Consider the following 13,369-nt stretch of genomic DNA (forward strand, 5'->3'; position numbering starts at 1 on the left):
AGAACAATCATGAGCAAGTTGTTGGATCGTTTTCGTTATTTTAAACAAAAGGGTGACAGTTTCGCCGCCGGGCATGGTCAGACCTATCACACCAACCGCGACTGGGAAGACAGTTACCGCCAGCGCTGGCAATACGACAAAGTGGTGCGTTCCACCCACGGCGTAAACTGCACCGGGGCCTGTAGCTGGAAGATCTACGTGAAAAACGGGCTGGTAACCTGGGAAACCCAGCAGACTGACTACCCGCGCACCCGCCCGGATTTGCCGAACCACGAACCGCGCGGCTGCCCGCGCGGGGCCAGCTACTCCTGGTACCTTTACAGTGCTAACCGCCTGAAATACCCGCTGGTACGCAAACGGCTGATTGAACTCTGGCGCGAGGCGCTGGCCCAGCATCCTGACCCGGTTGATGCCTGGGACGCCATCGTCACTGATCCTGAAAAAGCGCAGAGCTATAAACAGGCGCGCGGCCACGGCGGCTTTGTGCGCTCCACCTGGCAGGAACTGAATGCGCTTATCGCCGCCGCCAACATCTGGACAGTCAAACACTGCGGGCCGGACCGCATTGCCGGCTTCTCGCCGATCCCGGCGATGTCGATGGTGTCATACGCGGCCGGTACCCGTTACCTCTCCCTGATTGGCGGCACCTGCCTCAGTTTCTACGACTGGTACTGTGATTTGCCGCCTGCCTCGCCGATGACCTGGGGCGAGCAGACTGACGTGCCGGAATCTGCAGACTGGTACAACGCCGGGTATATCATCGCCTGGGGGTCGAACGTGCCGCAGACCCGCACGCCGGACGCCCACTTCTTCACCGAAGTGCGCTACAAAGGCACCAAAACCGTGGCGATCACGCCCGACTATTCCGAAGTCGCCAAATTAAGCGACCAGTGGCTGGCCCCGAAACAGGGCACTGACAGCGCACTGGCGCTGGCGATGGGGCATGTGATCCTGAAAGAGTTCCACCTGGCGCGCCCCAGCGACTATTTCCTGAACTACGCCCGCCGTTATACCGACATGCCGATGCTGGTGCTGCTGGAGCCGCGTGATGACGGCACCTTCGCGCCCGGCCGGATGCTGCGCGCGGCCGACCTGGTGGACAACCTGGGCGAAGCCAATAACCCGGACTGGAAAACCGTGGCGCTGAACGACGCCGGTGAACTGGTGGTGCCGAACGGGGCCATCGGTTTCCGCTGGGGCGAGAAGGGCAAATGGAACCTGGAGCCGGTGGCCGCAGGTACGCCGCAAACGCTCAGCCTCAGCCTGCTGGACGCGCATGACGAGGTGGCGGACGTCGGCTTCCCATATTTCGGCGGTATCGAAAATGCGCATTTCCGCCATGTGAAACAAGACCCGATCCTGCTGCACCGACTGCCGGTGAAACGCCTGACGCTGGCGGATGGGCGCGAGGCGCGCGTGGTCACGGTGTATGACCTGACGCTCGCCAACTACGGCATTGAGCGTGGGCTGAACGATAACGCCTGCCCGGCGGATTATGATGACATCCGCGCCTACTCCCCGGCCTGGGCGGAGCAGATCTGCGGGGTGCCGCGCGCTTCCATCATCAACATTGCGCGTGAATTTGCCGATACCGCCCACAAAACCCACGGCCGGTCGATGATCATCGTGGGCGCCGGGATGAACCACTGGTACCACATGGACATGAACTACCGTGGGCTGATTAACATGCTGATCTTCTGCGGCTGCGTGGGGCAGAGCGGCGGCGGCTGGGCACACTATGTCGGGCAGGAGAAACTGCGCCCGCAAACCGGCTGGACGCCGCTGGCGTTTGCGCTGGACTGGAACCGCCCGCCGCGCCAGATGAACAGCACCTCGTTCTTCTACAACCACTCCAGCCAGTGGCGTTACGAGAAACTCAGCATCGCCTCGCTGCTGTCACCGCTGGCATCACCGGAGGATTTCTCCGGCCAGCTGATCGATTTCAACGTGCGTGCCGAGCGCATGGGCTGGTTGCCCTCTTCGCCGCAGCTCAACACCAACCCATTGCAGATTGCCGCCGATGCACAGAAATCGGGCCTGTCGCCGCAGGCGTACACCGTGCAGGCGCTGAAATCCGGTGCGCTGCGCTTTGCCAGCGAGCAGCCTGATGACGGCAACAACCACCCGCGCAATATGTTTATCTGGCGCTCCAACCTGCTGGGCTCCTCGGGCAAAGGCCACGAGTACATGCTGCGTTACCTGCTGGGGACCGACAGCGGCATCCAGGGCGAGGCGCTGAGTGATGAGCGCGTGATGCCGGAAGAGGTGGAATGGCGCAACCAGGCGATCGAGGGCAAGCTCGACCTGGTGGTGACGCTCGACTTCCGCATGTCCAGCACCTGCCTGTTCTCTGACATCGTGCTGCCGACTGCCACCTGGTACGAAAAAGATGACATGAACACATCGGACATGCATCCGTTCATCCACCCGCTGTCGGCGGCGGTTGACCCGGCGTGGGAATCGAAAAGCGACTGGGAGATCTACAAAGGCATCGCGAAAACCTTCTCTGAACTCTGCCCCGGCCATCTCGGCGAGGAGACGGATGTGGTGCTGCAACCGATCCAGCATGACTCCCCGGCGGAACTGGCGCAGCCGTATGAGATTCAGGACTGGAAAAAGGGCGAATGTGACCTGATCCCCGGCAAGACTGCGCCGCATATCGTCACCGTCACGCGGGATTACCCGGCCACCTACGAACGCTTTACCTCGGTTGGCCCGCTGCTGGAAAAACTGGGCAACGGCGGCAAAGGCATCAGCTGGAACACCGACAGCGAGGTCGATCTGCTGCGCCGGCTCAACTACACCAAAGCCGGCGGCCCGGCACAAGGGCAGCCGCAGATCAACAGCGCCATTGACGCCGCCGAGGTGATCCTGACCCTCGCCCCGGAAACCAACGGGCAGGTGGCCGTCAAAGCGTGGGAGGCGTTGAGCACCATCACCGGCCGCGACCATACCCACCTGGCGCGCACCAAAGAAGAGGAGAAAATCCGCTTCCGCGATATTCAGGCGCAGCCGCGCAAAATCATCTCCAGCCCGACCTGGTCAGGCCTGGAAGATGAACACGTCTCCTATAACGCCAACTACACCAACGTCCATGAGCTGATCCCGTGGCGCACCCTGACCGGCCGCCAGCAGCTTTATCAGGATCACCCGTGGATGCGCGCTTTTGGCGAAAGCCTGGTGGTGTATCGCCCGCCGGTGGATACCCGCAGCCTGGAGGCGCTGTCGCATATTCCTTCCAACGGCTTCCCGGAAAAGGCGCTGAACTTCCTGACGCCGCACCAGAAATGGGGCATCCATTCCACCTACAGCGACAACCTGCTGATGCTGACGCTGTCACGCGGCGGCCCGATTGTGTGGATGAGTGAGGCGGATGCCGCTGAGCTGGGCATTGAGGACAACGACTGGATCGAGGTGTTCAACGCCCACGGCACGCTGACCGCCCGCGCGGTGGTCAGCCAGCGTGTCCCGGCCGGTATGACCATGATGTACCACGCGCAGGAGCGGTTGCTGAACATTCCGGGGTCAGAAATCACCGGGATGCGCGGCGGCATCCATAACTCCGTGACCCGCGTCAGCCCGAAACCGACCCATATGATAGGCGGTTACGCCCAGCTGGCGTATGGCTTCAACTACTACGGCACGGTGGGCTCCAACCGCGATGAGTTCATCATGGTGCGCAAAATGAAACACATTAACTGGCTGGATGATGAGGGCCGCGATCAGGTTCAGGAGGCGTCAAAATGAAAATCCGTTCTCAGGTCGGCATGGTGCTGAACCTCGATAAATGCATCGGCTGCCATACCTGCTCCGTCACCTGCAAAAACGTCTGGACCGGGCGCGAAGGCATGGAGTACGCCTGGTTCAATAACGTGGAAACCAAGCCGGGCGTGGGCTACCCGCAGGCGTGGGAAGACCAGAGCAAATGGCGCGGCGGCTGGATCCGTAAAATCAACGGGAAACTTGAGCCGCGCCTCGGCAGCCGCGCCGGGGTGCTGTCAAAAATCTTCGCCAACCCGGTGATCCCCGGCATCGACGACTATTACGAGCCGTTCACTTATGACTACCAGCATCTGCATACCGCAGAGCAGGGCAAAAGCCAGCCCACGGCGCGGCCGCGCTCACTGATCAGCGGCCAGCGGATGGACAAAATCGAGGGCGGCCCCAACTGGGAAGAGCTGCTGGGCGGTGAATTCGGCAAACGGTCGGCGGACACCAATTTCAACGCCATTCAGAAAGCGATCTACGGACAGTTTGAACATACGTTCATGATGTACCTGCCGCGCCTGTGTGAACACTGCCTGAACCCGAGCTGTGTGGCGACCTGCCCGAGCGGTGCCATCTACAAGCGCGAAGAGGACGGCATTGTGCTGATCGATCAGGATAAATGCCGCGGCTGGCGGCTCTGCATCAGCGGCTGCCCCTATAAAAAAATCTACTTCAACTGGAAAAGCGGGAAATCGGAGAAGTGCATTTTCTGTTACCCGCGCATTGAGTCCGGGATGCCCACCGTCTGCTCGGAAACCTGCGTCGGGCGCATCCGCTACCTCGGCGTGCTGCTTTACGATGCCGACCGCATCAGTGATGCCGCCAGTGCCGAAAACCCGCACGACCTGTATGAACGCCAGTGTGACATCTTCCTCGACCCTAACGATCCGGCGGTGATCGCGGAGGCGTTGAAACAGGGCATCGCCCAGAGCGTGATCGATGCTGCGCAGGCCTCGCCGGTGTGGAAACTGGCGATGGACTGGAAGCTGGCGCTGCCGCTGCACCCGGAATACCGCACGCTGCCGATGGTCTGGTATGTGCCGCCGCTGTCGCCGATTCAATCGGTGGTGGAAGCGGGCGCCCTGGCGCAACCGGGAAGCGTGTTACCGGCGGTGGAGCAGTTGCGCATTCCGGTGCAATACCTGGCGAACCTGCTGAGTGCCGGGGACACCGCGCCGGTATTGCGGGCGCTGAAACGCATGATGGCGATGCGCCACTATAAACGCGCGCAGAGCGTGGAGGGCGTCAGGGACACCCGCGCGATTGATGAGATGGGGCTGAGCGAGGCGCAGGTAGAAGAGATGTACCGCTACCTCGCTATCGCCAACTATGAAGACCGCTTTGTGATCCCGAGCAGCCACCGTGAGCTGGCGCGTGACGCCTTCCCGGAACGCAACGGCTGTGGGTTCAGCTTTGGCGACGGCTGCCACGGCAGTGACAGCAAATTCAACCTGTTCAACAGCCGCCGCATTGATGCCATCAACATCGGCGACCAGGCCGGGGGTGAATGATGCCGTTGCTGAAAATCATCTCGCTGCTGCTGGAATACCCGGACGCTGACCTGTGGCAGCACCGCGAAGAACTGCTGGCGGAGACGGCACAGGCGCAGCCCGATCTGCTGCCGTTTGTGCAGCGCTATCTGGCCACACCGGTGCTGGATAAGCAGGCGGAATGGTGCGCCCTGTTTGAGCGCGGGCGCGCCACCTCGCTGCTGTTGTTTGAGCATGTGCATGCCGAATCCCGCGAGCGCGGCCAGGCGATGGTGGATCTGCTGAACCAGTATGAGGCGGCGGGGTTGCAGCTCAGCTGCCGTGAACTGCCGGACTATCTGCCGCTCTATCTGGAATACCTGAGTATGCAGGACGCCGCCGCCGCCCGGCAGGGGTTGCAGGATATCGCCCCGATCCTGGCGCTCCTGGGCAGCCGCCTGAACGCGCGCGACAGCGGGTTTGGCGTGCTGTTTGACGCCCTGCTGGCCGCGGCGCAAAGCCCGCTGCGCAGTGATGCGCTGGCCGGGCAGGTGGCCGGTGAAGCACGCGACGACTCCCCGGCGGCGATGGACGCCGTCTGGGAAGAGGAGCAGGTGAAATTTATGAGCAGCCACGCTGTCCTGGACACCCCCTGCGGCGACGGCCCGGCGCAACATGCGCGCCGGGCCGGCCAGAACGTGCTGCCGCAGTATCTGGATCTCTCTGCCGGAGGAGCGAAATAATGCATTACCTCAATATCCTGTTTTTTGACATCTATCCCTATATTTGCGGCACCGTGTTTTTAATCGGCAGCTGGCTGCGTTATGACTACGGCCAGTACACCTGGCGGGCGGCCTCCAGCCAGATGCTGGATAAAAAGGGCATGCGCCTCGGCTCTAACCTGTTCCACATCGGCATTATCGGCATCTTATTTGGCCACCTGTTCGGGATGCTGACGCCGCACTGGGTCTATGAGCCGTTTCTCGCCATCGCCACCAAACAGAAACTGGCGATGGTGGCCGGTGGGGTGTTTGGCCTGATGACGCTGGTGGGCGGGCTGCTGTTGTTGAGACGCCGCTTATTCAATCCGCGGATACGCGCCACCTCAACCCGTGCTGACATCGTGATCCTGGGGATTTTGATCGTGCAGGTGACGCTGGGGCTGACCTCCATCTGGTTCTCACTGCAACACCTGGACGGCCTGGGGATGATGAAACTGGTGGGCTGGGCGCAGGCGATCGTGACGTTCCAGGGCAACGCGTCACAGTGGCTGGACGGCGTGGAGTGGATCTACCGCGTGCACCTGATTCTGGGCATGACGATCTTCCTGGTGTTCCCGTTTACCCGGCTGGTGCACGTCTGGAGCGCACCGGTGGAATACCTGACGCGCCGTTACCAGGTGGTGCGGGCCAGACGCTAAGCAGCGCGGCCGCAGGCCGGGCGGGCAACTAAGGGGACTCCTAATTCGATGAAGGGTGAGGAATTTTTAGCTATACCTATAGGTTCCTCCTCTTAATCCAACGTACAAGGAGTCAGCAATGAAATACCGCCAACTCGGCCACTCCGGCCTGTTTGTCTCGGAATTGACACTGGGGACCCTCACGTTTGCCGGCTCCGACGGTTTCGAAAAAACCGGCAATGTGGATGCCAAAACCGCCCGCCGGTTTATGGACATCGCCTTTGAACAGGGTGTGAATACTGTGGATACCGCTGACCTTTACTCAAAAGGCGGCGCAGAACACGTGGTGGGCGAGGCACTGGGCCGCGACCGCCAGCGCATCATCCTCGCCACCAAAGCGCGCAGCCCGATGAGCGATGACCCGAACGACAGCGGGGCTACGCGTTACCACCTGATCAAATCCTGTGAAAACAGCCTGCGCCGCCTGAAAACCGACCACATCGACCTCTACCAGATCCACAACTGGGACGGCGTCACCCCGGTGGAAGAGACGCTGTATGCGCTGGAGTCACTGGTGCAGAGCGGCAAAATCCGCTATTTCGGCACCTCCAACTACACCGGCTGGCAAATGATGAAAACCCTGGGCAAAGCGGAACTGCTCGGGGTGCATAAGCCCATCAGCCAGCAAATCAACTACACGCCGGAATCACGCGAAGCGGAGTTTGAGTTACTGCCGCTGGCACTGGATCAGAACATCGGCACGCTGATCTGGGGGCCGATGGGCGAAGGGCTGCTGACCGGCACCGTGCGGCGCGGCCAGAAAACGCCGGAAAGCTCACGTCAGGGTAACGGCTGGCCGGAACCCTATGTGCACGATATGGAACATGCCTACGATGTGATCGACGTGCTGGCGGCGGTGGGGGAAAAACATGATGCCTCCCCGGCGCGCGTCTGCCTGGCCTGGCTCAACAGCCGCCCCGGCATCAGCAGCCTGATTGTGGGCGCACGTAACGAAGCGCAATTGCGCGACAGCCTGGCCTCAGCCGACCTGCACTTGTCCGAAGAGGAATTACAGCAGATTGAGCGGGCGACCCGCCCGGCACCGCGTTACCCGTACTGGCACCGCTTTACCTCCGGGATGGACCGCATCGATCCGGCGGAGCAGCCGTTCCTGGACGAATACCGCGAAACCGTGGAGCACCGCAAAGACCGCTGAGGTTTCAGCGCCTCAGCCAACAACAAAAGCCGGGCATGTGCCCGGCTTTTTTATCGTTAAGGTACTGTTGTAAAAGAACGCTGCGGACGCCCGGCTTACGCCGTGTGGTTCCCACCGGTCACACCAAACACTTCGGCAGTGACATAGCTGGATTCCTGCGAGGCGAGGAACACGTAAATTGGTGCCAGCTCAGCCGGCTGGCCCGCACGTTTCAGCGGGGTGGCCGCGCCGAAGTCCGGGATGTTCTCCTGCAACTGGCCGCCGCTGACCTGCAACGGTGTCCAGATCGGGCCGGGTGCCACGATGTTCACGCGGATGCCTTTGCTCGCCACCTGTTTTGCCAGCGCGCGGCTGTAAGCCACAATCGCGCTCTTGGTCGAGGCGTAATCCAGCAGGAACTCACTGGGCTGGTAAGCCTGGATTGACGACGTGGTGATGATCGAACTCCCTTCCGGCAGGTGCGGCAGCGCTGCTTTGGTTATCCAGAACAGCGAGAAGACGTTGGTTTCAAACGTTTTGCGGAACTGATCGGTGGTCAGGTCACTGATGTTCTGAATCGCCACCTGCTTACCGGCCACCAGCGCCAGGATATCCAGCCCGCCAAGTTTGGCATGGGCATCGGCCACCAGTTTCTGGCAGAACGCTTCGTCACTGATATCGCCCGGCAGCAGCACCACTTCGCGCCCGGCCTCACGGATAAGCTCCGCCACTTCTTCAGCGTCACGCTGTTCTGAAGGCAGGTAGGAGAGGGCGACGTCCGCCCCTTCGCGGGCATAGGCAATCGCCGCGGCACGGCCGATGCCGGAGTCACCGCCGGTGACCAGCGCTTTACGCCCTTGCAGGCGCTCGCTGCCACGGTAGCTCTCTTCACCGTGATCCGGAGCAGGCTGCATGTTCATCGCCAGCCCCGGCGCGGGCTGAGTCTGCTTTGGATAACGGTCATGCTTGTACTGGGTGAGTGGATTCTGACGGGTGTATTGGTCTGGTTTCGACATTGTTTTTTCTCCATTCACATGAAACAACAGGAGGCGCGTAAAGCTGACGCTTTGCGCACGTAAAAATCTGTACGAACCATAAAGTGTAGTTGAAAATGCTGAGTCTGCCAGTCAGCGGGGTAGGAAACGGCGGCCCGCAGGCGGGCCACCGGGGGGAAAACAACGTCTCAGGCAAACAGGTGCGCCGCGTGGAACCGCAGGTGGTCCTCAATAAAGCTGGCGATAAAGAAGTAGCTGTGGTCATAACCCGGTTGGGTGCGCAGGGTCAGTGACCAGCCGAACTGCTCAGCCAGCTCAGCCAGTTTGGCCGGCTGCAACTGGTCCGGCAGGAACTGGTCACTGTCGCCCTGATCCACCAGCATCGGCAGCGCCGTGGCCGGGGTACGGGTCAACAGGTGGCAGCTGTCATACGCCAGCCACTGGTTCTCATCACTGCCGAGGTAGGCGGTAAACGCCTTACGGCCCCACGGCACCTGGCTCGGGTTGACGATCGGCGCAAACGCCGACACCGAGCAGTAGCGCTGCGGGTTGCGCAGGGCCAGCATCAGTGCGCCGTGGCCGCCCATCGAATGCCCGCAGATTGACTGCCGGTCACTGACGCTGACCTGCTGGCGCACCAGCGCGGGCAACTCATCATTGAGGTAGTCATACATGCGGTAATGCGCTGACCACGGTGCCTGCGTGGCGTTGAGGTAGAAACCGGCACCCTGGCCGAGATCATAGCCCGGATCGTCTGCCACCCCGTCACCGCGCGGGCTGGTGTCCGGCATCACCAGCACCAGCCCCAGCTCTGCCGCCACGCGTTGTGCACCGGCCTTCTGCGTGAAGTTTTCATCGTTGCAGGTCAGGCCTGACAGCCAGTACAGCACCGGCGGCGGTGTGTCATCCCGCGGCGGCGGGAGGTAGAGGCTGAACGTCATGGTGCAGTTCAGGCTGCTGCTGTGGTGGCGGTAACGCTGTTGCCAGCCGCCAAACAGCCGGTGTTCTTCAAGAAGTTCAATGCTCATCGCAGCGCGGTGCCTTGTTTATTTATTGAAATGGATAACGGAGCGGATCGACTTGCCTTCGTGCATCAGGTCAAACGCCTCATTGATGTCATCCAGACCCATGGTGTGGGTGATGAAATCGTTGAGCTGGAATTTCCCGTCAAGGTACTCCTGCACGATGCCCGGCAACTGGCTGCGGCCTTTGACGCCGCCAAATGCGGAACCGCGCCAGACGCGGCCGGTCACCAGCTGGAACGGACGGGTAGAGATCTCTTCCCCGGCCCCGGCAACGCCGATGATCACGGATTCGCCCCAGCCCTTGTGGCAGCACTCCAGCGCGGAACGCATCACGTTCACGTTGCCGATGCACTCAAAGGAGAAGTCGACGCCGCCGTCGGTCATTTCAACGATCACGTCCTGAATCGGCTTGTCGTAATCTTTCGGGTTGACCAGGTCAGTCGCGCCCAGCTTGCGTGCCAGGTCGAACTTGCTGGTGTTGATGTCGATGCCGATGATGCGGCCCGCGCCGGCCATCTGTGCGCCGATGATGGCAGAAAGGCCGATGCCGCCGAGGCCGAAGATCGCCACGGTGTCGCCTTTTTGCACTTTGGCGGTGTTCATCACCGCGCCCATACCGGTGGTGACGCCACAGCCCAACAGGCAGACCTCTTCCAGCGGCGCGTCTTTATTGATTTTTGCCAGCGCAATTTCCGGCACCACGGTGTACTCCGAGAAGGTGGAGGTGCCCATGTAGTGGAAGATCGGCTTGCCGTCTTTGAAGAAGCGGGTGGTGCCGTCCGGCATCAGCCCTTTGCCCTGGGTGCTGCGGATCGCCTGGCAGAGGTTGGTTTTGCCGGAACGGCAGAATTTGCACTCGCCGCACTCCGGGGTATAGAGCGGGATCACATGGTCGCCGACGGCCACGCTGGTGACGCCTTCACCAACCGCTTCCACCACGCCGCCGCCCTCATGGCCGAGGATCGCCGGGAACACGCCCTCCGGGTCTTTGCCGGACAGGGTGTAGGCATCGGTGTGGCAGACGCCGGTGGCGACGATGCGCACCAGCACTTCGCCTTTCTGCGGCGGCATCAGGTCCACTTCTTCAATTTTCAGTGGCTGGCCTGGCCCCCAGGCAACGGCGGCGCGGGTTTTGATCATCTCCATGGTAGTGCTCCTTTACGGGTTAATGCGGGATGGGTGGTTAATAATTAATCGTTGGTTAAGTGTATCTCACTCACCGGCGATCGGGTGTTTCAGTACGGGAATGACGCCGTGATTGTGCTCGATAATGATCTCTTTCAGCGCGCGGACGTTGGCGCTGAACGCCTCGCGCCGCCAGATAAGCCAGGTGGCGGTGTCGGCCACCTCGTCCGGCAGGATATTGACCGTGACGCCCTCATGCCCCGGCAGTTGTGCCAGCACTGATTCCGGCAAAATGGCGATGCCCGCGCCGCTGGCAACACAGGCCAGCATCGCGTGATAGGAGTGGATCTCCAGCGACGCGCCTACCGCCCAGCCGGCCTGTTTCAGCCAGGCGTAAAATTTGCGGCGGTAGGAGCAGGACGGGCCGAACACGAACAGCGTAAGCGACGCGCCTGCGCCGTGTGCCGCCAGCGGGCGGTTGGCAGGGGAGATCACCACCAGCCGCTCACGGAAGGCGATGCAGGCGTTCAAATCATCATGGTCTATCGGGCCGTCCACCAGGGCGGCGGCCAGGGTGCCGGCGCGCACGCTGTCGATGATGTCACCGGAGGTGCCGGTCACCAGGGACAGCGCCACTTTTGGGTGCTGCTGGTGGTAAGCGGCCAGCAGCGCGGGCAGGCGGGTGGCGGCGGTGCTCTCCATTGACCCGAGGGCAAACTGCCCGGCGGGTTCACCGGCGTGGGTCAGGCTCATCGCCTCGTCACTCAGCGCCAGAATACGCTCCGCATAGCCGAGAAAGTTATGGCCCATCGCCGAGAGCCGCAGGCGCTGTTTTTCACGGATAAACAGATCGGTGCCCAGCTCCTGTTCCAGCTGGCGCAGGCGGGTGGTGAGGTTGGAGGGCACGCGGTGCAATTGCTCGGCCGCTTTAGCCAGCGAACCGGTCTCGGCCACACAACAAAACATCCGGAGCTGGGTGAGGTCCATAACTGTTCTCTTATTGTGAATAACGTGATCTGAATTATTCAGTTTCCGTGAGTCTAACGGTCAGGCAGAGTGGTGGCAACTGCTAATTAACCTGTACGGCAATTGGCGGCTACAAACAGGTAACGCTTGGGCAAAGGTTAACCTTTTGATAACGTCTTGATTCGCCTGAACCGGGCGACCGGAGGGAGCATGTCGATGGCACTACGCATTGCAGTGAGTGGATTTCTGGCGCTGGTGGTGGCAATGGGGATTGGGCGCTTTGCGTTTACCCCGCAGGTGCCGCTGATGATTGCCGAACACCAGTTCAGCCTGACCGGCGCGGGGCTGGTGGCGGCGTTTAACTACCTGGGCTACCTCGCCGGGGCGTTTGATGCGATGCGCGCCACCCGCCATGTGGAGCGGCGGCTGTGGCTCGGCGTCTGGGGCGCGGTAGTGCTGACGCTGCTGTCAGCCGCGGTGGGCGGCGAAGTGCTGCACTGCGCGGTACGTTTCCTGATCGGGATGGCGAGCGGCTGGGCGCTGGTGCTGGTGGCCGCCTGGTGCAATGAGCAACTGGCGCACTACGGCCGCCCCGGCCTCAGCGCCGCGGTGTTTGCCGGGCCGGGCATGGGCATTCTGTTAAGCGGGCTGCTGGCGCTGGTGATCAATGCGTATCACCTCTCCTCGGCGCAGGGCTGGCTGCTGTATGGCGGGCTGGCGCTGCTGCTGGTGGCCGCCATCAGCATGAACCTGCCGCGCAAAGGCGAACTGCACCGCCCGGCCACCGCCCCGGCCCCGCTGCCGCTGACCCCGGCGCTGCGGCGGCTGGTGTGGAGCTACAGCCTGGCCGGGTTCGGTTACATCCTGCCTGCCACCTTCTTTTCGCAGATGGCGCACAGCCGCTTTCCCGACAGCCTGATGGCCCAGTTCCTCTGGCCGGTGTTTGGCGGCGCGGCGGTGGCAGGGATTGTGCTCGGCATCCTGACACGCGGCTGGCTGGCGACCCGCACCCGGCTGGCGATCGTGTTGTGGGTGCAGGCGCTGGGCGTGCTCGGGGCGTCATGTCTGCCGGGCATCGCCGGGCTGGCGGTGGGCGCGCTGCTGACCGGCGGCGGTTTCCTCTGCGTGGTGCAGCTGTCGCTGCAATATGGCCGGGAGCTGGCACCGCACCATGCGCGTTATCTGGCCGGGCTGCTGACCACCGGGTACGCGGTCGGGCAACTGGTGGGGCCGGTGCTTTCGGCGCTCTCCACGGCGCTGACCCACCGGCTGGAACCGGCGCTCTATGTGGCGATGCTGGCGCTGTTCGTCGCCGGTGGGCTGGTGCTGCCGGGCCGCACCCAGCCTGATGCGGTGCGTTCCTGAGCGGGGCGGGGCATACTTATTGCTCCGCTCAATAACTTGTAGCTATTTCATCAATCATGAAG

General features: G+C 62.0%; 10 protein-coding genes. 6 read left to right on the forward strand and 4 right to left on the reverse strand.

The annotated features are described in order from the left end of the window. The first annotated feature begins 9 nt into the window (after positions 1-9). From CYR52_RS02625 to CYR52_RS02645, 5 genes are all read left to right on the forward strand, one after another. Positions 10-3,747, forward strand: coding sequence for a nitrate reductase subunit alpha (locus tag CYR52_RS02625; protein ID WP_101827904.1), 3,738 nt, complete (start codon positions 10-12; stop codon positions 3,745-3,747). Next, on the forward strand, positions 3,744-5,279 hold the full coding sequence (gene narH, locus CYR52_RS02630) for a nitrate reductase subunit beta (RefSeq protein ID WP_072925929.1): 1,536 nt from the start codon (positions 3,744-3,746) through the stop codon (positions 5,277-5,279). The genes CYR52_RS02625 and narH overlap by 4 nt, the downstream gene beginning before the upstream one ends. Beyond that, a complete protein-coding gene (gene narJ / locus CYR52_RS02635) occupies positions 5,279-5,980 on the forward strand; it encodes a nitrate reductase molybdenum cofactor assembly chaperone (protein WP_101827905.1) in 702 nt (233 codons plus the stop codon). Before narH ends, narJ begins: the two co-directional genes overlap by 1 nt. Next, the gene (gene narI / locus CYR52_RS02640) at positions 5,977-6,657 is read left to right on the forward strand and encodes a respiratory nitrate reductase subunit gamma (protein ID WP_165698430.1); all 681 of its coding nucleotides are present in this window, start codon (positions 5,977-5,979) and stop codon (positions 6,655-6,657) included. Before narJ ends, narI begins: the two co-directional genes overlap by 4 nt. 118 nt (positions 6,658-6,775) lie before the next feature. Next, positions 6,776-7,852, forward strand: coding sequence for an aldo/keto reductase (locus CYR52_RS02645; protein WP_072925925.1), 1,077 nt, complete (start codon positions 6,776-6,778; stop codon positions 7,850-7,852). A 95-nt stretch (positions 7,853-7,947) separates the two neighbouring features. On the opposite strand, the gene CYR52_RS02650 is transcribed toward CYR52_RS02645, so the two are convergent. From CYR52_RS02650 to ptrR, 4 genes are all read right to left on the reverse strand, one after another. Continuing rightward, positions 7,948-8,847 (reverse strand): SDR family oxidoreductase, encoded by a 900-nt coding sequence (locus CYR52_RS02650; protein ID WP_101827906.1) that lies wholly within the window; start codon positions 8,845-8,847, stop codon positions 7,948-7,950. Between the two features lie 167 nt (positions 8,848-9,014). Then, positions 9,015-9,854: an S-formylglutathione hydrolase gene (gene fghA, locus CYR52_RS02655; protein WP_072925921.1), complete on the reverse strand. Its 840-nt coding sequence runs from the start codon at positions 9,852-9,854 to the stop codon at positions 9,015-9,017. A gap of 18 nt (positions 9,855-9,872) precedes the next feature. Next, complete coding sequence (locus tag CYR52_RS02660; RefSeq protein WP_072925919.1) at positions 9,873-10,997, reverse strand: S-(hydroxymethyl)glutathione dehydrogenase/class III alcohol dehydrogenase; 1,125 nt, start codon at positions 10,995-10,997, stop codon at positions 9,873-9,875. A gap of 66 nt (positions 10,998-11,063) precedes the next feature. Next, positions 11,064-11,963, reverse strand: coding sequence for a putrescine utilization regulator PtrR (gene ptrR / locus CYR52_RS02665; protein ID WP_101827907.1), 900 nt, complete (start codon positions 11,961-11,963; stop codon positions 11,064-11,066). Between the two features lie 195 nt (positions 11,964-12,158). On the opposite strand from ptrR, the gene CYR52_RS02670 reads away from it, so the two are divergent. Then, the gene (locus CYR52_RS02670; RefSeq protein ID WP_072926855.1) at positions 12,159-13,307 is read left to right on the forward strand and encodes a YbfB/YjiJ family MFS transporter; all 1,149 of its coding nucleotides are present in this window, start codon (positions 12,159-12,161) and stop codon (positions 13,305-13,307) included. The last annotated feature ends 62 nt before the right edge of the window (positions 13,308-13,369 follow it).

The sequence above is a fragment of the Chimaeribacter arupi genome, from assembly GCF_002858805.1.
Taxonomy (GTDB): Bacteria; Pseudomonadota; Gammaproteobacteria; order Enterobacterales; family Enterobacteriaceae; genus Chimaeribacter; species Chimaeribacter arupi.

Bases quoted from the DNA above. Each gene is read 5' to 3' on its own strand.
- ptrR (WP_101827907.1), bottom strand. From the start codon at position 11,963: ATGGACCTCACCCAGCTCCGGATGTTTTGTTGTGTGGCCGAGACCGGT.
- fghA (WP_072925921.1), bottom strand. From the start codon at position 9,854: ATGAGCATTGAACTTCTTGAAGAACACCGGCTGTTTGGCGGCTGGCAA.
- CYR52_RS02670 (WP_072926855.1), top strand. From the start codon at position 12,159: ATGGCACTACGCATTGCAGTGAGTGGATTTCTGGCGCTGGTGGTGGCA.
- narJ (WP_101827905.1), top strand. From the start codon at position 5,279: ATGCCGTTGCTGAAAATCATCTCGCTGCTGCTGGAATACCCGGACGCT.
- narH (WP_072925929.1), top strand. From the start codon at position 3,744: ATGAAAATCCGTTCTCAGGTCGGCATGGTGCTGAACCTCGATAAATGC.
- CYR52_RS02645 (WP_072925925.1), top strand. From the start codon at position 6,776: ATGAAATACCGCCAACTCGGCCACTCCGGCCTGTTTGTCTCGGAATTG.
- CYR52_RS02625 (WP_101827904.1), top strand. From the start codon at position 10: ATGAGCAAGTTGTTGGATCGTTTTCGTTATTTTAAACAAAAGGGTGAC.
- CYR52_RS02660 (WP_072925919.1), bottom strand. From the start codon at position 10,997: ATGGAGATGATCAAAACCCGCGCCGCCGTTGCCTGGGGGCCAGGCCAG.
- CYR52_RS02650 (WP_101827906.1), bottom strand. From the start codon at position 8,847: ATGTCGAAACCAGACCAATACACCCGTCAGAATCCACTCACCCAGTAC.